We start from the raw sequence: 19,733 nt of genomic DNA, 5'->3' as shown, positions 1-19,733 counted from the left end.
ATCTGGTCAGGCCAATTTGGTATGACCAAAAAGAGGGCAGCAGCCCCGTCTTCCTCTCGGGATGCGTGACGCCGGTCGCGGCGGCACGAGGAGCTGACCCCATGGCGAACCTGAAGCCGAATTCGGCCGAAGCACGCGACGTGCTGTTTCACCTGCATTCGCAGACCAATCCCGGCCGGCATGCCGAGGTCGGGCCGCTGATCATGGCGCGCGGCGAAGGCGTCTATGTCTTCGACGCCCAGGGCAAGCGTTACCTCGAGGCCATGGCCGGGCTCTGGTGCACGTCGCTCGGCTTTTCGAACGAGCGCCTGAAGGCCGCCGCCGCCGCGGCTTACGACAAGTTCGGCTTCTACCACAGCTTCAACCACAAGACGCCCGACGTCACCATCGACCTCGCCGAACAGCTGGTCGCGATCTCCCCCATTCCGCATGCCCAGGCCTATTTCGCCACGTCCGGGTCGGAAGCGACCGAGACCATGGTCAAGCTCGCCTGGGTCTATCATGCCGCCCGCGGCCATCAGGCCAAACGCAAGATCATCGCCCGCGACCGGGGTTTCCACGGCTCGACCATCGTCGCGGCCTCCATGTGCGGCCTGCCGCGGATGCATCGCGAATACGGCCTGCCGTTGCCGGGTTTCCTGCACACCCATTGTCCGGATGCCTATCATGGCGCCCTGCCCGACGAGACCGACGAGGCTTTCGCCACCCGTCTCGCCGATGATCTCGAGGCAATGATTGTGGCCGAAGGTCCCGACACGATCGCCGCCTTTATCGCCGAGCCGATCAATGCCGGCGGCGGCATCGTCGTGCCGCCCCAGGGTTACTTCGCCAAGATCGAGGCGGTGCTGCGCCGCCATGACATCCTTGTCCTGGCCGACGAGGTGGTCTGCGGTTTCGGCCGCACCGGCAACTGGTTCGGCTGCCAGACGGTGGGCATGCAGCCCGACATGATGGCGCTCGCCAAGGGCCTGTCCTCGTCCTATTTCCCGATCTCCGCCGTGCTGCTCGGCCGGCCGGTCCGCGACGCGCTCGCCGAGATGAACAAGGCCGGCGAACTGTTCGGCCATGGCTTCACCAATTCCGGCCACCCGGTCGGCGCCGCCGTCGCGCTGGAAACGCTGCGCATCTATCACGAGATGGACCTGGTCGAGCATGTCCGCGCCATGGGAACCCGGCTGAAGACCGGCCTGGAGGCGATCGCCAACCGTTCCGCCATTGTCGGGCAGGTGCGCGGCGAAGGCCTGATGATCGGCGTCGAGCTGGTCGCCGACCCCGCGACACGCGCCGCCTTCGATCCCGGCCTGAAGGTCGGCGCGCGGTTCGACGCGTTGGCGCTGCAGAACGGCCTGATCATCCGCGCCATGGGCGACACGATCGGCTTCTGCCCGCCGTTGATCATCACGGCCGCCGAGGTCGACGAGATCCTGGACCTGTTCGCGCGGACGCTCGGCCAGGTCGAAACCCAGGTCGGCGACGCACAGGTCCGCGACGCACAGGTCCGTGAAGCACAGGTCCGCGAAGCACAGCTCCGGCCCAACCCCAGCCAAGCCGCGGAGTAGCACCACCGATCCCTTCCACCCTTGCGAGGAGAGCGTGCATGCACCGTCGAGACCTGCTTCGTTCCACGCTTGGTGGCGCTGTCTGCGCCGCCCTCGGATCCCGCCTCGCAAGCCCCGCCATCGCTCAGGCCCAGGCCGCACGGACGCTGCGCTTCGTGCCGCAGGCGGATGCCGCGATCCTCGACCCGATGATCACCACCGGGCTGGTCAACCGCAATCACGGCTTCCTGGTCTTCGACACGCTTTATGGCGTCGACGAGCAGCTTCGGCCGCAGCCGCAAATGGTCGCGGGCCACACGGTCGACAATGACGGCAAGACCTGGGTGATGACGCTGCGCGAGGGTCTGAAGTTCCACGACAACGAACCGGTCAGGGCGCGCGACGTGGTCGCCAGCCTGCGCCGCTGGGCTTCGCGCGACGCCTTCGGCAATTCGCTGTTCACCGTGGTGGACGAGCTCTCGGCGCCGGACGATCGCACCGTGCGCTGGCGGCTGAAGAGCCCGTTCCCGATGCTGCCGGAGGCGCTCGGCAAGGTCGGCGCGATCATCGCCTTCATCATGCCGGAGCGACTTGCCCTGACCGACAGCAACCTGCCGGTGAAGGAACTGATCGGCAGCGGCCCGTTCCGCTTCCAGGCCGACCAGCATGTTCCGGGGTCGCGTATCGTCTATTCGCGCTTCGACAACTACGTGCCGCGGCCGGAGGGCACCACCAGCCTGCTGGCGGGACCGAAGCAGGTGCATTTCGACCGGGTCGAATGGCAGATCCTGCCGGATGCCGCGACCGCCGCCGCGGCCCTGCAGCGGGGCGAGATCGACTGGTGGGACCAGCCGATCATGGATCTCTTGCCGCCGCTCAAGCGCAACAATGCGCTGAAGGTCGAGCTGCTCGACCCGATCGGCAATGTCGGCGTGCTGCGCTTCAATCATACGCAGGCTCCCTTCGACAATCCGGCGATCCGCCGGGCGGTGCTGTCGGCGATCAGCCAGAGCGATTTCATGTCGGCGATTGCCGGCGACGACAAGAGCCTGTGGCGCGACGGGATCGGCTTCTTTCCGCCCGGCTCCAACATGGCGAGCGACGCGGGCATGTCGGCGCTCACCGGTCCGCGCGATCTGGCCGCCGCCACCAGGGCGATCAAGGAAGCCGGCTACAAAGGCGAGAAGGTGATGCTGATCGCGCCGGGCGATTTCCCGGTCATTGGCGCGATGAGCGAGGTCACCGCCGACCTGTTCCGCAAGATCGGCATCAATGTCGACTATGCTGTCATGGACTGGGGCTCGATGCTGCGCCGCATGGCCAACCGCGAGACCCCGGACAAGGGCGGCTACAACGCCTTCTGCACCTATTCGGCCGGCGTCACCCAGCTCAACCCCTCGGCGCACAACTTCCTGCGCGGATCGGGCGACAAGGCGACCTTCGGCTGGTCGTCGAGCCCCAAGCTCGAGGAATTGCGCGACGCCTGGTTCGTCGCACCCGATGCCGAGGCGCAGCGCAAGATCGGCACGGAGATGCAACGCCAGGCCTTCGTCGACGTGCCCTATGTGCCGCTTGGCGTGTTCTATCAGCCGACGGCCTACAAGAAGGAGCTCTCCGGCATCCTGAAAGGCCTGCCTTTGTTCTGGAACGTCCGCCGCGCCTGAGACACGACCGTATCGAGGACCTCTCACATGCTGCCCATTACTGGTTATGTCGACCGCTGGAGCGTGCGCCCGGGAGAGGAGTTGAGCTTCAAGATCGGCGTGCGTGGCGGCGGGCGCTATTCGGCCCGGATCGCCCGCGTGCTGTGCGGCGACCCCAACCCCAAGGGGCCCGGCTATCGTGAGGTGCCGGTGGCCTGGCAGCTCGAGGGCGAGCACCCTGGCGAAGAACAGCTGATCGCCAGGGGATCCTGGGTCGACGTGCCGAAACTCGACCTCGGCGCCGGCGGACCGCCGGTCGCCTTCGCGGCGACGGTCTGGCCGACGCTCCTCGGCGCCGGCCGGCAGACGGTGCTGAACTGGGCCGGCAACGGCGCCGCGCTGACGCTCGGCATTGGCCCGGCAGGCGCCTTCTGCCGGCTGGCGACCGCCGCCGGTACGACCGAGATCGAGGCCGGCATGCCGCTGACCGAACGGGCCTGGCACGACATCGCCTGCCGCTATGATCCGGCAAGCCACACGCTCGAGCTCGGCCAGGTGCCGCGCAAGCTCCGGCTCGACCGCGACGAGCGGCGAACTCTCAGCCAGGCCACGGCAGCCGGCGCCTTGGCCGGCAACGGCCGCGTCGCCATCGCCGCGGAGCGGGTCGGCACGGCGGTGACGGCTCATTTTAACGGCAAGATCGAGCGGCCGCGTTTGCTCGGCGGCACCGACGGCCTCGAATCCATCCTGGCCTCGCAAGGCTCCGGCATCGCGCTCGCCGCGAGCGGCCTGATTGCCGAATGGGATTTCGCCGTGGATATCCCGACCGACAGGGCGGCCGATATCGGCCCCCACGGGTTTCACGGCCGCTGCGTCAATCTGCCGACACGCGCCATGACCGGCTCGCGCTGGACCGGCGCGCTGCATCGCTGGACCGAGGCGCCGGACCAATGGGCAGCGATTCACTTCCATGACGACGACATTGGCGATGCCGGCTGGAAAACCTCGCTCCGTTTCACCGTGCCGGACGACTGGGTGAGCGGCGTCTATGCCCTGCATCTCGACAAGGACGGCGCACGCGACAATATCGTGTTTTATGTCCGCGCCGCCGTGCCGGGATCCCAGGCGAAGGTCGCCTTCCTGGCGCCGACCTTCAGCTACACCGTCTACAGCCAATATCAGAAGCCCGGCCGGCAGGCGCTGATCACCGAGCGGTCGCTGGCCTGGGGGGCGCTCGCCCAGGCGCCCGACGGCCATCCCGAATATGGCGTGTCACCCTATAATTTCCATTCCGACGGCAGCGGCGTGGTCATGTCGACCACCCGCCGGCCGCTGATCGACAAGCGGGTCAACCAGATCCACCTGGTCGATCCGAGCCCGGACAGCTCCGGCCTCTACTGGATATCGGCGGACAGCTACATCACCGATCTTTTGACCCGGAAAGGCATCGCCTTCGAGGTGATCACCGACCACGATGTCCATGCCGAAGGCGTCGAACTCCTGTCGCAATACCAGGTGGTGCTGACCGGCCAGCATCCGGAATATCACACCACCCAGACGCTCGACGCGCTGGCCACCTATTTCGACGGCGGCGGCCGCTTCGTCTATCTCGGCGGCAACGGTTTCTACTGGAAGGTGGTGCCGCATGCCGACGGTCCCTGGGCGTTCGAGCTGCGCCGGGCCGAGGGCGGCATCCGCCTGTGGGAGACCTTACCCGGAGAGAGCTACCACGCCTTCGACGGCTCTTATGGCGGGCTCTGGCGGCGGCTCGGCCGGCCGCCGCAGGCGCTCGTCGGCGTCGGTTTCAGCACCCAGGGCGAATACAAGGGCTACCCCTATACTTTCCTGGACGGGATCCTGGACCCACGCGTCGCCTTCATGCGCGCGGGCATGGAGGACAAGGCGGTGCCCGGCACGGTGTTCGGCGAACGCGGACTGATGGGCGGCGGCGCGGCGGGCCATGAACTCGACCGGGCCGACGAACGCCTGGGCACGCCAGCCCATGCCATTATCGTCGGCCGTGCCGTGGTCGAGGATCCCTCCTATCAGCCGGTCAACGAAGAACGCCGCGACCATACCTGGCCGGGCCAGCGCGCGGACATCATCCGCTCCGACCTGACCTTCATGGAAACCGCCAATGGCGGCGCGGTGTTCTCGGTCGGCTCGATGAATTTCATCGGTGCCTTGCCGATCGACAACTACGACAACCCGGTGGCCCGGCTGATCACCAATATCGTCAGGCGCTTCGCCGATCCGACCCCCTTCCCTGCGCCGAAAGAGGCGGAGCGGTAGCCCGAACCGCCTTATGGCGCGCCGATGGCGCCAATCACGATACGCTCGCCTGAGCGCGCGGCCGACCGGACGATGGCCTCGAGCAATTCGGAATTGGCAAGGATCTGCGCGGCGGTGAAATCATAGGCAGCGCCGCCGTCGACGGCGGCAGCCCAGGCCTCGAAATTCTCGATCACCGTATCGGTCGCGGCAAACTGGCGAACCAGCCGCGGCTCGCCGGTCGCGGTCGCAACCGTCATGATCGTGGGCTTGCCCTGATCGACATTGCCTTCGCTGACGATCTCGACCCAGCCCGCATCGCCATAAACAGTCACGCGCCCATAAAAGGGCGTCGCGGAGAGACAGGTCAGCGACCCCCTGGCGCCGTTGATGAAGCTGAACCGTGCCGAGACGAAATCCTCCGCCGGCGGCGCAAAGACCAGCGACGCGGTTTCGGCCTGGACTTCGTTCACCGGGCCGGCCAGCCGGACGAACAGATCGGTCACGTGAATGCCGACCGCGGTCATCATGGCGGCCGGCGCATCCTGGGCCTTGAGCCGCCAGTTCGCAGCATCGAGCTTTCGGAACAGATCATGGCTGACATTGGCGTCGAGATGCAAAAGGCGGCCGAGCTTGCCGGCTTCGACCATGGCGACGAGCGCGCGGAACGCCGGCTCGTAACGGCGCTCGTGGCCCACGCCCAGCACCAGGCCCTTGGCCGCGCAGGCGCCGGCGATCCGCCGGGCACCTTCGGCCGACATGGCGACCGGCTTTTCGCAGAACACCTGCTTGCCGGCTGCGATCGCCGCCAGGACCTGTTCTTCATGCAAGGCATGGGGCGTGGCGATCACCACCCCATCGATCACGGGATCGCGCAACATCCGGTCGAATTCCGGCTCCAGCCGGATGCCATGCGCGGCGAGAAATTCGGCTGTCCCGCCAGGGGCCGCGGGGTCGACACCGCAGACGACCGTCAGCCTGGTGCTCGGCGCCAGCGCGGCAATGATCTGCTTGCCCCACCAGCCGAGGCCGACGATCGCGAGTTTCATCGGGCTCATCCTTGCCGGCGCAGGAAGGCGACAATGGTCACCGCGCTCCAGATTCCGGCGGCATGGAACGGGTCGGCCCGGTTGAACGTCTCGACCGTCGCGCGATCGGCTGCCTCGACCAGGAAGAACGATCCCTTGGCGGTGACGCCGTCGTCCTCGACCAGCGGCCCGGACATGACGATCCTGACGCCATGATCCGCGGTGTCGGCGAGGAAGGCCTTGTGCGCGTCGTAATGGGCAAGCCGGGTCGGCAGCGCACCCGGCTTGTCGAGCGCGTGGATGGTGAACAGCATGGCGGCCTCGTCGTTGATGAAAAGCGGGCCGCGGCGAGCCTGCCACGGCCCGGGATCGCCTCAGGACCGTCCTGGCGTCACGACGCTGTCCCAGGCCGGGCAGGTCATTTGATCCGGCGCGATATCGAGGCTCTGGTAGTTGGTATTGTCGACCACGCGGGCCGGGAACACGATCTCGCGGGGCACCGGCAAGCCGCGCAGATTGCGGATCGCCGCCATCATGCCGAAACAGCCATGGAGGAAGGCGCTGTAGTCGCCGCTGGCCAACATCTTGCCGGCCTTGATGGCGTCGATGGCTTCCTTGGTGCCGTTGATGCCAACCACCAGCGACTGGCGTTTGGCGGCCTCCAGCGCTTCGATCGCGCCGGTCGCCATGGCGTCATTGGCGGCGAAAATCCCCTCGATCCTGGGATGGGCCTGGATCAGGTTCTCCATCACCTGAAGCGCCGCGAGCCTTTGAAAGCTCGCGGCTTGTGTCGCCACCACCTTGATATTGGGGAATTCCTTCAGGGCGTCGGTGAAGCCGCGCATGCGCTCGGTCGAGACCAGGGTGCCCTTGATGCCCTCGAGCGCCACGACATTGCCCTGGCCGCCCATCTTCTGGAACAGGTAGCGCGCCGTCGTCAGCGCAAGATCGTAATCGGCCGCGCCGACGAAGGCGACGAAATTGCCGCGCTCGGCCCGGTCGGTCATGTTGACGGCGGGTATGCCGGCTTCGTTGAGCCGGCGAATGGCCGGGGTCAACGCCTTGAAGTCGACGGGCGTGAAGACCACGGCATTCGGACGGCGCACGGTGACGTCCTCGATCTGGCTGATCTGCTCGGGAATGCTGTCGGGGCGGGTTGGAATATAATGGGTGACGGTTGCGCCCATCTGGCGCGCGGCATTGTCGGCGCCGAGCCTGACCACCTGGAAAAAGGGATTGGTCTGGTTCTTGGTGAAGACCGCGATCCGCTCGCCGTCGGCCCTTGCCACGCTGGCAAGGGCAAGGGTCGCCATGGTCGCCGTAATGATCAGTCGCATCGGACGTTCCTCCTTGATGGCTCTCGTTGCGAGAGCTCGTGATGTGGGGCGATCGAGCGCCCTTCTCAGCTTTGCCTTTGGCTTGTCAGCCTATCGACGAGCACCGCCAGAATGACGATCGCGCCCGCCACGAACGGCTGCCAGTTCGAATGGACCGACAGCAGGTTCATTCCATTGATCACCAGGGTCAGGATCAGCGCGCCGACAAAGGTGCCGGACACCGTGCCGAGGCCGCCGAACAGCGAGGTGCCGCCGATCAGCACCGCGGTGATCGCCGGCAAGGTCATGGCCTCGCCAATATCGCCTTCGGCCGAATTGACCCGGGCGAGCAGGACCAACGCGGCGAGGCCGGCCATAGCGCCGCTCAAGGTATAGGTGAGGATCTGGCGCGACCGGATCGGGATCCCCGAGAGGCGGGCGGCCTCCGGATTGGCGCCCATGGCATAGACCTCCTGGCCCCAGCGCGTACGGCTGAGGAACAGCCCGCCGACGCCCAGGAACAGGAACATCAGATAGACCGGCACCGGCACGCCGAAGAGGTGGCCGGAGCCGAGGAAACGGAAGCTGGCCGGAAAGCCGTGGACGCTTTCGCCGGCCATCACCCGATAGGTGATGCCGAGCAGCACCCAAAGCATGCCGTAGGTGGCGATGAAGGGCGGGATGCGCATGACCGCGACCAAAAGGCCGTTGGCAAAGCCGACCAGGGTTCCGATCGCAATGCCCGCGGCCAGGGTCAGGGCGAGCGATCCGGTCGCCTGCAGGACCAGGGCGGAGACGCAGGCGCTCAAGCCGAGATTGGCTCCAACAGACAGATCGATGCCGCCGCCGATCAGCACCAGCGTCAGTCCGGATGCGACCAGGAACAACAGCGCCGTCTGCCGGAGCACGTTGAGGATATTCATCTCGGTCAGGAAGTTCGGCGTCGCGACCGTCAGGCAGGCGCAAAGCAGCAGCACGGTGGCAAGGCGCAGGATGACCGGCGCGGCCAGGATGCCCGCGGCGACACGTGTCATGAAGCGCATGGGCGGCGCGGGTGTGACCTCAGCTCGCCGGTCGAGGCCAAGATCGGTCATGATCCCCTCCTGAAACCGTCGATGAACAGCGCAACCAGAACCAGAAGACCGACGCTGACGACCTGCATGGACGAGGCAAAGCCGAGGAGATTGAGGCCGTTGCGCAAGACCCCGATGGCGAGCACGCCGAGCACCGTGCCGAACAGCCAGCCGTTGCCGCGCTCGAACGACGTGCCGCCAAGAGCAACCGCTGCCAGCGCATCGAACTCCATGCCGAGCGACGCGGTGGGATGGCCGGCGCTCATCCGGGCGGTGAACAGGAAGCCGGCAATGCCAACCATCAATCCGGCAAAACCATAGACCGCAATGAGGCAGCGATCGACATGGCCGCCGGCGAGCTTCCAGGCCTCGCGATTGCCGCCCAGCGCAAAGACCGCGACGCCGAACTGGGTCCGATAGAGCAGGAAATGGGTGACCGCGTAAGCGATGACGGCGACCAGCACCGGCGCCGGCATGCCAAGGACGCGGGCGGAATAGAAGTCGGGAATGGCATCGGCGATATCGACGATGCTCTGGCCATCGGTCATCACGACGGCAAGGCCCTGGGCCATGCCGAGCGTACCGAGCGTGCCGACAAAGGGCGGGATCTGGAGCTTGGCGACCAGGACGCCGTTGAACAGCCCGCCGGCGAAACCAATGGACAGGCCAACCAGGATCGCCACCGGCACGGGATAGCCGAGGCTGGAGGTCAGCGCGATGCCCATACTGACGAGCCCGGTCAGCGCGCCCATCGACAGGTCCAGCCCTTCGGTCAGGATGATCAGGGTCATCGGCAGCGCCAGGATCAACAGGATCGACGACTGCTGGCCGATATTGGTGATGTTGCGCTGGCTGAGAAAGCCCGGCGCGGTCACCGCGAAGACCAGGATCAACAGGGCGAGGATCACCCAGATGCCCGGTGATCGAACATGCAACCGCCTGGACAGGCCGGTCGGCAAGGCGAGATCAGCCATGGTGCACCGCCAGTTTCATCACGCTCTCCTGGCGGAGGTTGGAACGGTCGAGTTCGCCGACGACACGCTTGTCCTTCATGACATAGGCCCGGTCGCAGACATTGATGATCTCGGACAGTTCGGACGAGATCATCAGCACCGCCTTGCCCTGTTTCACCAGGCCGTCGATGAGCGTGAAGATCTCGGCCTTGGCGCCGACATCGATGCCGCGGGTCGGCTCGTCGAAGATGAACAGATCGGAATCGGCATTCAGCCATTTGCCGATCACCACCTTCTGCTGGTTGCCGCCGCTGAGGAGACCAGCGCGACGCGCCGGCGACGGCGTTGCGACCCTCAGGCGTTCGATGAGCGACCTGGCGATCTCGGTGGCGCGGCGCGGCGAGAACCAGCCGGTCGAGAAGGTCTTGCCGAGGCTTGCCGACAGCATGTTGTCGCGCACCGATCGGGCGAGCGCGAGGCCTTGGGTCTTGCGGTTCTCCGGGATCAGGGCGATGCCGAGGTCGCGCGCTTTCGTCGGCGTGCCGCGATAGGTCCCGCCGCAATAGCGGATCTCGCCGGCCGATATCGCATCGGCGCCGAAGATGGCGCGAGCCACCTCGGTGCGGCCGGAGCCGACCAGGCCGCTCAAACCGACGATCTCGCCGCGGCGGACATGGAGCGAGACGTCCTTGATGCCGTTCGTTGACGAGACATTGCGCAATTCGATCACGCACTCGCCCGGATCCTTGCAGAATTCGCGGCCGTAGCTCATGTCGACGGCGCGACCGACCATCATGGTGACGATCTCGTCGGGGCTCGTCTCGGCAGGCATTTTCGTGCCGATGAACTGGCCGTCGCGGATGACCGTGATCCGATTGCCGAGTTCGAAGACCTCGGCCATGCGGTGCGAGATATAGGCCATTGCGACACCCTCGGACTGGAGCGCGCGGATGACCCGGAACAATTGCTCGACCTCGCGATCGGACAGCGCCGATGTCGGCTCGTCGAGCACCAGCACGCGGGCATCCTGGGACAGCGCCTTGGCGATCTCGACCATCTGCTGCTCGGCGACCCGCAGCCTGTGCACCGGCGTCCTGGCATCGATGTCGCTGCCGAGCATGTCGAGATAGCGCTGCGCCTCGGCGTAGAGCGCGCGAAGATCGATCTGGCCGGGCAGAAGCCCCCTGGGTTCGCGGCCGAGCAGAATGTTCTGGGCCACGTCGAGATGCGGAACCAGCGAGAATTCCTGGAAAATGACCGCGATACCGAACCGCCGGGCATCCTGCGGCCCGCTCAAGGTTTCCCTCTGGCCATGGACGAAGAACTCACCGGCATCCGAGGCATAGGCGCCGCACAGGATCTTCATCAGCGTCGATTTGCCGGCGCCGTTCTCGCCCATGATCATGTGGACTTCGCCGGCATAGAGATCGATCGAAACGTCCTGCAGCGCCTTGACGCCGGGGAACGACTTCTCGATGCCTTTCAGCGACACCACGGGTATGGCGACATCATCGGGACTGACATCGCCTGGCCTGACATGAGCATTCATCGGATCCTCCCTGGACGATGGCCATTTTTGGCCCTTCTTGTCTTCGGCATGGGTCAGGCGACGGCGCGCCTCCCGACGGCTTTCAGCCCGAAATCGTATTTCAGATGGCGCCAGCGATCCGGCGACGGCGATCCGTCGGGAAAAATCGGCCCTTCGCGCCCGGGCAGAGCGGCGATAAGGCTTTCCTTGACGCCGAAGACCGCGTCGCTCTCCAGCCACGGGTCGCCCGATATGAAGACATGGGTGACGAGGGTTTCGAAACCTGGCGCGGAGACGTGGAAATGCACATGGGCCGGCCGCATCGGATGGCGCTTGGTCGCCTCCAGGAGCTGGCCGACCGGCCCGTCATGGGGAATGGGATAGCTCGACGGCACGATCGACTTGAAGTGGAAGCGGCCGGCTGCGTCGGAAATGAACCGGGCGCGCAGCGAGGCTTCGTCGGCCTCGCTCTTCTGGGCGTCATAAAAACCGTCATCGTCGGAATGCCAGATGTCGATGACCGCGCCGGCGAGCGGCGCGCCGTCGGCGGTGCTGACCTTGCCCTCGACATACATCGGCTCGCCGTCCAGTCCGGCCGCGATATCGGCGCCATGCGGCGTGACCCGATGCTCGCCGAGGTAGAACGGCCCGAGCACGGTCGTCTCGGTGGCGCCGTCGGGCATCCGGTGATTGATCGCATCGACCAGCATCGACACGCCCATGACATCGGACAGGAGGATGAATTCCTGGCGCTTGTCGTCGCACATGTGGCCGGTGCGGGTGAGATAATCGATGGCGAAGGCCCATTCGTCCTGGGTCAGCTCGACCTCCCTGACGAAGGCATGGCTGTGACGGACCAGCGCCTGGACGATCTGCTTCAGCCGAGGATTGTCGCAGCCGTCGAAGCGCGCCACGACCTCTTCGGACAGGTTGTGCTCATTGAAGCTCAGCATGGGCGCATCTCCTCACATTCACCGCGGGCCGAGGCCGGCGCGTTCTTCCGCACGCTCGACCGCGGCAATGAAATCGGCGTCGCTTCGGCCGCTCTCGATCAGGTCGCGATAGGTCGCTCGTGCGAGGTCGCCATAAGGCAGGGACAGGCCGGCGGCCGAGGCGGCGCCGAGGATCAGATCCAGGTCCTTGGCCATCTGGCCGCAGGAAAAGGTCGATGAATAGTCCCGGGTCTTGAGCGGCGGCACCTTGTATTTGACCATGGGCGAGCCGACCGCGCTCTCCGCCATCAGGTCGAGCATGGCGGCCCAGGGCACTTCGCCCTTTTCGGCCAGCACCAGCGCGTCGGCCATCATTCCCGCGCTGACCGCGATCATCAGGTTGATCGCGAGCTTGGCGTAACGCGCCTGTTCGGCCTCGCCGAGATAGACCTGCGCCTTGGTGAAGGCCTCGAGAACCGGGACGGCGAGATCGAAGGCGGCGCGCGGGCCGGAGGCCATGGCCGTCAGCGTGCCGGCCTCGGCCAGCACCGGATTGCCCGACACGGGCGAGCGAAGATAGCCGACATCGCGGGCTGCGAGTGCTTCGGCGACGCTGGCCGAGGCTTCCGGCGACACCGTCGAGGTTTCGACCAGAATGGCTCCGCCCGCGAGCGCCTGCACCAGGCCGGCGTCGGCAAGAAGCGCGCCCTTCAAGGCGGCGTCGTCGGGCAGCGAGGTGAAGACGAAGGCGGCGCCGGCGACAGCCGCCGGTCCGTCGCCAGCGAGGCCAAGCCCCCGTCCGGCCGCCTCGCCGCGCCGGTCGGCGGACCGGTCGAAGCCGATGACGTCATGGCCGGCCTTGGCGAGGCGCATGGCAACGGGCAGTCCGAGCTTGCCGAGCCCGATGAAGCCGATCCTGGTCATGCCCGAGTCCTCATGTGACCATCCTCATGTGACCATCCTCATGCTGCGCTTGGCCAAGACCGAGCTCGCTCAGGATCCTGCTGCCGGATGCGGCCAGCCGTTCGCGAAGGTTTCGGGTATCGCCGAAGGCCAGCTTGCCGTTGCGCTTGACGAAGCGGCCGGCGATCATGACGCTTTCGACATTGCGGGCGCCGGCCTGCATCACCACGCTGGACACTGGATCGTGTACCGGCCAGAGGTTGAGCTGGCTGGCATCGAGCACCACGAGATCGGCCTGCTTGCCGGGTGTCAGCGACCCGATGCGGTGCGCGAGGCCGAGCATCCGGGCGCCTTCAATGGTGATCCAGGCGAGCGCCTGCCGGGTGGTGACGGTCGATGTTTCCGGGATGGTGCCGTTCTGCGCCCGGCTTTCGGCATTGTCGATCAGCCGCTGGCCCGCCAGCGCCATGCGCATGACGGTGAACAGATCCGACGACACGACACTTTCGATATCGACGCCGAGCGAGGGCGCGACGCCACGGCGAATGAGCCGGCCGGTGATCGGCACGCCATGGCCCTGGGCCATCTCGTTTTCCGGCGCCACCGAAAATGACACGCCCTTGTCGACCAGCCGGTCCAGCAGGGTGTCGCTCAGGTCGTTGCCGTGAACGATATTGACCGCAGGACCGACCAGCTGGTCGTCCAGCAGTGTCTCCCAGCCGCCCGGCGTCCTGGCGGGTCCGCCGCCCTGGTGCATCGACGCGACCAGGCCGAAGTCGCGCGCAAGCTTCAGGTCCCGGCGCGCAACCTCGAGGGTTGAATAATGCGGCCCGAGGATCGCCATGCCGAGCGTGACGCGCTGGTCCGGCCCTGAGAAGCGGGTTCTCGTCAGCCGGTCGATTTCGGCGCGCGGATGCGGCACTTCGGAGAAATGCGGCTCGCCCGGCTTCGGGTCGGGTTTCGGCGAGCCGTGGAAAAAGGCGGCCCGGATGCCGCTCTCGAACAAGGCGTCGACGGCGGCATCGGTATGGGCCGGGGTCGGATTGTTGTGGCACCAGTCGACCAGGGTGGTCGCGCCGGCATCGATCTGGCCGAGCGCGCCGGCCAGCGTCGCGACATGGATGTCGTCGGGCCGGAAGCGGGTCGCCAACCCACGATGAACCCAGGCGAAATATTCGAGCAGCGTCCAGTTCGCGGCAATGCCGCGCAGGCCGGTTTGCCAGGTGTGCATATGGGCGTTGACGAGGCCGGGAATGACGATGCGGTCGCGGGCGTCGACGATCTCGGCATCGGCGGCCTCGATCGACGGAGCCACCGCCGCGATCGTCGTGCCGTCGATCAGGATGTCGCCCTGGCGGAAATCGCCGATGGCGGGATCCATCGAGACGATGATGGCCGAACGGATCAGGGTACGCGTCATCGTCGCGACCTCAGGCCGCCACGGGGCGGTCGCCGGCCCAGGCCCTGGCGATCAGGTCCCGGATCGCCGCGCGGTCGACCGGCCGGGGGTTCCAATAGGGATTCTTGACGGCGAGATCGGCGGCTTGCTCGATGCCGGCTTCCGCCATGCCGAGATCTTTCAGGGCACGCTTGGCGCCCACGCTTCCGGCAAGATCGAACAGCCCTTGGGGTGCATCGGCAACGCCGAGCGCCGTGGCGACGCGGGCGAGAGCCTCGGGCGCGGCGGCGCTGTTATAGGCGGCGGCATGCGGCAGGACGACCGTATGGGTCTCGGCATGCGGCAGGTCGAACGAGCCGCCGAGCGTGTGACAGAGCTTGTGGTGCAGGGCCATGCCGACCGTGCCGAGACAGGAACCGCAGAGCCAGGCGCCATAAAGCGCCTCGGCGCGGGCCTCAGCGTCGGACGGACGCTCGACGATCCGCGGCAGGGCGGCGGCAAGGGCCCGGATGCCCTCCTCGGCCATCAGCGAGACGATCGGATTGCGGTCTTGCGCGTACAAGGCCTCGACGGCATGAGCGATGGCGTTGATGCCGGAGGTGCCGGTCAGCCCGACCGGCAAGGACAGGGTCAGATCGACGTCGTAGATGACCGTTTCCGGCAGCACGTCGAGGGTGCGGACCGTGGTCTTCAGGCCGTCCTTGGTCTCGCCCAGGATCGGCGTCATCTCGGAACCGGCATAGGTCGTCGGCACCGCGATCTGGTTGACGCCGGTGCGCAGGGCCAGCGCCTTGCCGAGCCCGATGGTCGAGCCGCCGCCGAGCGACACGACGCAGTCGGCCCCGGCGCCCTGCAAGGTCTCCATGGCATCGCGGGTGACCTCGGCCGGCGTGTGCATGACCGCGCCGCAATAGACGCCGGCCGCGAGATCGCCGAGCAGGCGCACGACGCGTTCGCCCTCGACCGCCTGGTGCGGCGTGGTCAGGACCAGCACCCGCCGCGCTTCCAGCCGCGCCACCTCGTCCGGCAATCGCGCCAGCGTGCCGCTGCCGAACACCACCCGGGTCGGCAGACCGCCATAGACGAAAGAGCCAACCATGGCGCGTCTCCTCGATCGTTCCGTCCCCTGCCTGCCGGGCGGTTCGCGACAGCGCCCGCCCGTCTTTCTGGTTCAAGCACCCGGAATGTAGTCGACCTGGTGCCGGTCGATGCGCAGGTCGCCGAGCTCGCGCCGGACCCGCAGATGTTCCGGATGGGTCGCATAGCGCTCCAGATCGGCGGCATTGGCAAATTCCGAGACCAGCACGACGTCGCAGGCATAGTCGACATTGCTGATGTCGACGCCGACCTCGATGCAGTTGAGGCCCTCGATCAGGCCGATCAGGCCCTCGAAGGCAGCCTTCACCTTGCGCCGGGCGGCGGCGCGCTCCTCGGGCGTTTCGCCGCGCAGGCGCCACATGACGATATGCTTGATCGGACTGGCCATGATGTCCTGCTGCGACCGTTGATCCGAGTGCAGCATCGGCTTGCGGGAAATGGAAGAAAAGCGTGTAATCGGAAAGATACTTTTCCATCAGATGGAAAAATCATGGACCGCCTCAAACAGGTCGAGATCTTCGTCAAGACCGCCGAACTCGGCAGCCTGTCGAAGGCCGCCGAGTTCCTCGGCATGTCCAATGCCGCGGCCAGCCGGCACCTGAGCGCGCTGGAGGACCGGCTGGCGGCGCGGCTGATCGAACGCAACACCCGCCGGCTGTGGCTGACCGAGGCCGGCCAGGAGTTCTTCCAGCGCTGCACCGGCGTACTGACCGAGCTCGCCGATGCCGAGCAGGCTGTCAACGAACGCGCGGTGGCCCCGGCCGGCCTGCTGCGCGTCACCAGTTCCCTGTCGTTTGCGCTGATCTATCTGGCGCCGATCCTGCCGGCCTTCCGCGCGCTTTATCCGAAACTCGGCGTCCAGATCATCGCCGCCAACCGGTATCCCGACTTCATCGAGGCCGGCATCGACGTCGCGATCCGGACCCGCGAGCACGAACCCGATTCCAACATCATCGTGCGCCGGCTGAGCCGGACGCGGCGCGTGCTGGCGGCCGCGCCGGACTATCTCGCCCGGCGCGGCACGCCAACCGCGCCCGACGAGCTCGCGAGCCACGACATGCTGGTCTACAACCTCGCCAACGACCCCTATGTGCTGCACCTGAAAAAGGGCGCGTCATCCCGGCACGTGCGGATCACCAGCGTGCTCGACAGCAATGACGGGCAGATCATCCGGGCCGCCGCGGTTGCCGGCCACGGCATCCTGATCCAGCCGCTCTATATCGTCCATGACGAGATCGCCGCCGGCCGGCTCAAGGTCATCCTCGACGACTGGGACCTGCCGCCGCTGACCATGAATATCGCCTATCAGGACAAGCGGCGGCTGCCGGTCAAGATCAAGGTGTTCACCGAATTCCTGATCGCCCATATGCGGACGACCGCAGTGGCGCAGATGTGAGCGGCCGTCAGAGCGCCGCGACCAGCCCGTCGCGCCGGCTTTCGGTCGCCGCGACATAACCTGCCCCGGCCTCGCCGAGACGCATGATCAGCTGCGCGGCGCCGGCTTCATGCGACCAGCCCGGCATCGCGACCAGGCGATGGCCCTTGCCAGCCAGCGCTGTCGCGGTCGCCGCCGGCAGGCCGGCCTCGACCATGACCGTGCCGTCGCCGGCGATACGCCAGCGCGGCGCGTCGATGGCTGCCTGCGGGTTCTCGCCATGATCGATCATGCGCGAGACGAGCTGGACATGGCCTTGCGCCTGCATGGTACCACCCATGACCCCGAAGGCGGCCTGCGGCGCGCCGTCGGCCAGGCGTGTCATGAAACCCGGGATGATGGTGTTGAGCGGCCGCTTGCCGGCGCCGGCCTCGTTCGGATGGCCAGGTGTCAGGCAAAAGCCCGAGCCCCGGTTGTTGAGCGCGATGCCGGTACCCGGCACGACCACGCCGGAGCCGAAACCGCGGAAGTTGGATTGGATGACGGAAGCCATCAAGCCGTCGCGATCGGCCGATGCCAGATAGACCGTGCCCTGGGCGCGGCCCGTCTCATGGCCGAGATCCATGGTCCGCGCGAGATCGATCGCGCCGGCCGCTTCAGCCAGACGCGACGGCGCCAGGAGGTCGGCCGGCGTCAGGGTCATCGACCGGGGGTCGCCGACATGGTCGGCGAGGTCGCGCAGGGCGAGGCGGGTCGCCTCGATCATCAGGTGCAGGCGCTCCGGATCGTCGGGCGCAAACCGAGCAAGGTCGAAATGGCCGAGAATGCCGAGTGCTGCCAGCGCCGCGATGCCTTGGCCATTGGGCGGCGGCTCATGCACGACCGCGCCGCGATAGCGCTGGCTGATCGGCGCGACCCAGGCGACCTCATGGGCGGCCAGATCGGCGGCGCCGAGCGGCGCGTCATGGGCCGCGGCGAAAGCGGCCATGGCCTCGGCAAGGCGTCCCTCGTAGAAGTCGCGGCCGTCGCTCGCGGCGATCCGCTCAAGGGTCGTCGCCAGACCGGCATGGCGGAACCGTTCGCCAGGACGCGGCGCCCGCCCGCCGGGCAGGAAGCTGTCGGCAAAGCCCGGCTGGCCGTCAAACCATGACGCCTGCATCTGCCAATGGCGCGCGACCACGACGGGCACCAGGAAACCATCGGCGGCATAACGGATCGCCGGTTCGAGCAGATCGGCGAAAGGCAGCCGGCCGAACGCCCGGGACAGGGCGAGCCAGCCGGACACCGCGCCCGGGGTCATCACGGTGTCCCATCCGGTCAGCGGCATCGCCGCCGCATGGGCGAAACGCCGTCGCTCCAGCCGCAGTGGCGCCCGCCCGGAGGCATTGAGCCCATGCAGGCGCGTGCCGTCCCAGACGATGGCGAAGAGGTCGCTGCCGAGGCCGTTCATGGTCGGCTCGACAACGGTCAGCGCGATCGCCGTCGCAACCGCCGCGTCGATGGCATTGCCGCCGCGCGCCAGCATGGCGAGGCCGGCCTGCGCCGCCAGCGGCTGGCTGGTCGCGACACAGGCATCGCCAAACACCGGCAGGCGGGTCGAGGGATAAGGAAAGCTCCAGTCCATCGAATGGCCCTAGTCCGCCTTGAGGCCGAGACCGTCGACCAGTTGCGACCAGCGGTCGCGGTCGGTCCGCAGCAACGCGGCGAGCTGCTCGGGTCCGCCGCCGAGCGGCTCGAAACCGAGGGTTGCCAGGCGCTCCGCGAAAGCCTGGTCGCGGACGATCGCGGCGACCGCCTGGGTGAGCCTTTGGACGACCGGCCCGGGTGTGCCCTTTGGTGCGAACAGGCCGATCCAGACCTCCGATTGAACGGCGGGAAAGCCTGCCTCCGCCGCTGTCGGCACGTCGGGCAGCGACACCAGACGACGGGTCGCGGTCACCGCGAGCGCCCTGAGCGCGCCGGCCTTGACCTGTTCGACCAGGGCCACGGGCACGTCGACCATGAACTGGACGCGGCCGGACACAAGATCGCCGAAAGCTGCAGCGCCACCACGATAGGGCACGTGCAAGGCCTTGAAACCGGCATGGAAACGCAGGAGCTCGGCGGTCAGATGCGACACCGTGCCGGCCCCGCTGGAGCCGAAGCTCAAGGCCTCCGGCCGGGCCCGCGCGTCGGCCACCAGCGCGGCGAGGCTCACATAGGGCGAATGGCCGGGAACCACGATCAGATTGGGCGTCGTTCCGATGCTGGCGACCGGCATGAAGTCGGCAACCGGATCGAAGGCCGAGCGGCTGCCGGCCAGCACCGGCGCGACCGCTTGCGTGCCGGCGGTACCGACCAACAGGACATGGCCGTCGGCCGGCGCCCGGGCCACTTCGCGCGCCGCGATGGAGCCGGTGGCGCCGGGCCGGTTTTCGACGATGACGCTGCCGCCGAGCGCGGCCTGCAGCCGTTCAGCCAGCAACCGCGCCGCGACATCGGTGCCGCCGCCGGGCGCGAAAGGCACCAGCAGCCGGACCGGTTGCGCCGCAGGCGCCACGGTTTGCGCCGCGACCGGCCGGGCCGCCATTGGCTGGTAGAGCGCGCCGATACAGGCAAGCCCCAGCAGAAATGCGGTGAGCCGTGGGCGCGGCTGGTGCTGGCTGGGGGGTTGGTCGTCGATCGCTGGCACGGCCG

Annotated in this window: 17 protein-coding genes; 4 read left to right on the top strand and 13 right to left on the bottom strand. The window is 67.2% G+C overall.

What is annotated here, in order from left to right; translation table 11 throughout:
• The first annotated feature begins 101 nt into the window (after positions 1 to 101).
• From E8M01_RS14570 to E8M01_RS14560, 3 genes are read left to right on the top strand one after another with little or no spacing between them, the layout of a single operon-like run.
• Positions 102 to 1,559: an aminotransferase gene (locus E8M01_RS14570; RefSeq protein WP_136960773.1), complete on the top strand. Its 1,458-nt coding sequence runs from the start codon at positions 102 to 104 to the stop codon at positions 1,557 to 1,559.
• Between the two features lie 38 nt (positions 1,560 to 1,597).
• The gene (locus tag E8M01_RS14565; RefSeq protein ID WP_136960772.1) at positions 1,598 to 3,202 is read left to right on the top strand and encodes an ABC transporter substrate-binding protein; all 1,605 of its coding nucleotides are present in this window, start codon (positions 1,598 to 1,600) and stop codon (positions 3,200 to 3,202) included.
• 27 nt (positions 3,203 to 3,229) lie between these two features.
• Positions 3,230 to 5,473, top strand: coding sequence for a N,N-dimethylformamidase beta subunit family domain-containing protein (locus E8M01_RS14560; RefSeq protein ID WP_136960771.1), 2,244 nt, complete (start codon positions 3,230 to 3,232; stop codon positions 5,471 to 5,473).
• An 11-nt stretch (positions 5,474 to 5,484) separates the two neighbouring features.
• On the opposite strand, the gene E8M01_RS14555 is transcribed toward E8M01_RS14560, so the two are convergent.
• The 11 genes from E8M01_RS14555 to E8M01_RS14505 form a co-directional block, all read right to left on the bottom strand.
• The gene (locus E8M01_RS14555) at positions 5,485 to 6,501 is read right to left on the bottom strand and encodes a Gfo/Idh/MocA family protein (protein WP_170181901.1); all 1,017 of its coding nucleotides are present in this window, start codon (positions 6,499 to 6,501) and stop codon (positions 5,485 to 5,487) included.
• Positions 6,502 to 6,506: 5 nt separating this feature from the next.
• A complete protein-coding gene (locus E8M01_RS14550) occupies positions 6,507 to 6,794 on the bottom strand; it encodes a YciI family protein (RefSeq protein ID WP_136960769.1) in 288 nt (95 codons plus the stop codon).
• A 60-nt stretch (positions 6,795 to 6,854) separates the two neighbouring features.
• Positions 6,855 to 7,817: a sugar ABC transporter substrate-binding protein gene (locus E8M01_RS14545; protein ID WP_136960768.1), complete on the bottom strand. Its 963-nt coding sequence runs from the start codon at positions 7,815 to 7,817 to the stop codon at positions 6,855 to 6,857.
• Positions 7,818 to 7,882: 65 nt separating this feature from the next.
• Positions 7,883 to 8,890 carry an ABC transporter permease gene (locus E8M01_RS14540; protein ID WP_246088736.1) on the bottom strand — a complete coding sequence of 336 codons (1,008 nt, stop codon included), beginning with the start codon at positions 8,888 to 8,890 and terminating at the stop codon, positions 7,883 to 7,885.
• On the bottom strand, positions 8,887 to 9,843 hold the full coding sequence (locus E8M01_RS14535) for an ABC transporter permease (protein WP_136960767.1): 957 nt from the start codon (positions 9,841 to 9,843) through the stop codon (positions 8,887 to 8,889). The genes E8M01_RS14540 and E8M01_RS14535 overlap by 4 nt, the downstream gene beginning before the upstream one ends.
• Entirely contained in the window at positions 9,836 to 11,371 is a 1,536-nt protein-coding gene (locus tag E8M01_RS14530) for a sugar ABC transporter ATP-binding protein (RefSeq protein ID WP_136960766.1), read from the bottom strand. Before E8M01_RS14530 ends, E8M01_RS14535 begins: the two co-directional genes overlap by 8 nt.
• Positions 11,372 to 11,424: 53 nt before the next feature.
• Positions 11,425 to 12,303 (bottom strand): intradiol ring-cleavage dioxygenase, encoded by an 879-nt coding sequence (locus tag E8M01_RS14525; protein ID WP_136960765.1) that lies wholly within the window; start codon positions 12,301 to 12,303, stop codon positions 11,425 to 11,427.
• Between the two features lie 18 nt (positions 12,304 to 12,321).
• The gene (locus E8M01_RS14520) at positions 12,322 to 13,206 is read right to left on the bottom strand and encodes an NAD(P)-dependent oxidoreductase (RefSeq protein WP_136960764.1); all 885 of its coding nucleotides are present in this window, start codon (positions 13,204 to 13,206) and stop codon (positions 12,322 to 12,324) included.
• A 10-nt stretch (positions 13,207 to 13,216) separates the two neighbouring features.
• Entirely contained in the window at positions 13,217 to 14,605 is a 1,389-nt protein-coding gene (locus E8M01_RS14515) for an amidohydrolase family protein (protein ID WP_136960763.1), read from the bottom strand.
• Positions 14,606 to 14,615: 10 nt separating this feature from the next.
• A complete protein-coding gene (locus E8M01_RS14510; protein ID WP_136960762.1) occupies positions 14,616 to 15,683 on the bottom strand; it encodes a maleylacetate reductase in 1,068 nt (355 codons plus the stop codon).
• A 72-nt stretch (positions 15,684 to 15,755) separates the two neighbouring features.
• Positions 15,756 to 16,070, bottom strand: coding sequence for a Dabb family protein (locus E8M01_RS14505; RefSeq protein ID WP_136960761.1), 315 nt, complete (start codon positions 16,068 to 16,070; stop codon positions 15,756 to 15,758).
• Positions 16,071 to 16,172: 102 nt separating this feature from the next.
• Here E8M01_RS14505 and E8M01_RS14500 point away from each other — a divergent pair, with 102 nt between their 5' ends.
• Positions 16,173 to 17,078 (top strand): LysR family transcriptional regulator, encoded by a 906-nt coding sequence (locus tag E8M01_RS14500; protein WP_136960760.1) that lies wholly within the window; start codon positions 16,173 to 16,175, stop codon positions 17,076 to 17,078.
• Positions 17,079 to 17,085: 7 nt separating this feature from the next.
• Here E8M01_RS14500 and E8M01_RS14495 read toward each other — a convergent pair whose 3' ends face one another.
• Positions 17,086 to 18,681: a gamma-glutamyltransferase family protein gene (locus E8M01_RS14495; RefSeq protein WP_136960759.1), complete on the bottom strand. Its 1,596-nt coding sequence runs from the start codon at positions 18,679 to 18,681 to the stop codon at positions 17,086 to 17,088.
• A gap of 9 nt (positions 18,682 to 18,690) precedes the next feature.
• A complete protein-coding gene (locus E8M01_RS14490; protein WP_136960758.1) occupies positions 18,691 to 19,728 on the bottom strand; it encodes a Bug family tripartite tricarboxylate transporter substrate binding protein in 1,038 nt (345 codons plus the stop codon).
• Positions 19,729 to 19,733 lie beyond the last annotated feature (5 nt).

Source organism: Phreatobacter stygius, assembly GCF_005144885.1.
In the GTDB taxonomy this organism is placed as follows: Bacteria; Pseudomonadota; Alphaproteobacteria; order Rhizobiales; family Phreatobacteraceae; genus Phreatobacter; species Phreatobacter stygius.
The sequence above is the reverse complement of the archived record's forward strand: the minus strand, read 5'-3'. Positions and strand labels throughout refer to the sequence as shown.

Coding starts and splice junctions, on each gene's coding strand:
- E8M01_RS14570 (WP_136960773.1), top strand. CDS start 102: ATGGCGAACCTGAAGCCGAATTCGGCCGAAGCACGCGACGTGCTGTTT.
- E8M01_RS14565 (WP_136960772.1), top strand. CDS start 1,598: ATGCACCGTCGAGACCTGCTTCGTTCCACGCTTGGTGGCGCTGTCTGC.
- E8M01_RS14560 (WP_136960771.1), top strand. CDS start 3,230: ATGCTGCCCATTACTGGTTATGTCGACCGCTGGAGCGTGCGCCCGGGA.
- E8M01_RS14555 (WP_170181901.1), bottom strand. CDS start 6,501: ATGAAACTCGCGATCGTCGGCCTCGGCTGGTGGGGCAAGCAGATCATT.
- E8M01_RS14550 (WP_136960769.1), bottom strand. CDS start 6,794: ATGCTGTTCACCATCCACGCGCTCGACAAGCCGGGTGCGCTGCCGACC.
- E8M01_RS14545 (WP_136960768.1), bottom strand. CDS start 7,817: ATGCGACTGATCATTACGGCGACCATGGCGACCCTTGCCCTTGCCAGC.
- E8M01_RS14540 (WP_246088736.1), bottom strand. CDS start 8,890: ATGACCGATCTTGGCCTCGACCGGCGAGCTGAGGTCACACCCGCGCCG.
- E8M01_RS14535 (WP_136960767.1), bottom strand. CDS start 9,843: ATGGCTGATCTCGCCTTGCCGACCGGCCTGTCCAGGCGGTTGCATGTT.
- E8M01_RS14530 (WP_136960766.1), bottom strand. CDS start 11,371: ATGAATGCTCATGTCAGGCCAGGCGATGTCAGTCCCGATGATGTCGCC.
- E8M01_RS14525 (WP_136960765.1), bottom strand. CDS start 12,303: ATGCTGAGCTTCAATGAGCACAACCTGTCCGAAGAGGTCGTGGCGCGC.
- E8M01_RS14520 (WP_136960764.1), bottom strand. CDS start 13,206: ATGACCAGGATCGGCTTCATCGGGCTCGGCAAGCTCGGACTGCCCGTT.
- E8M01_RS14515 (WP_136960763.1), bottom strand. CDS start 14,605: ATGACGCGTACCCTGATCCGTTCGGCCATCATCGTCTCGATGGATCCC.
- E8M01_RS14510 (WP_136960762.1), bottom strand. CDS start 15,683: ATGGTTGGCTCTTTCGTCTATGGCGGTCTGCCGACCCGGGTGGTGTTC.
- E8M01_RS14505 (WP_136960761.1), bottom strand. CDS start 16,070: ATGGCCAGTCCGATCAAGCATATCGTCATGTGGCGCCTGCGCGGCGAA.
- E8M01_RS14500 (WP_136960760.1), top strand. CDS start 16,173: ATGGACCGCCTCAAACAGGTCGAGATCTTCGTCAAGACCGCCGAACTC.
- E8M01_RS14495 (WP_136960759.1), bottom strand. CDS start 18,681: ATGGACTGGAGCTTTCCTTATCCCTCGACCCGCCTGCCGGTGTTTGGC.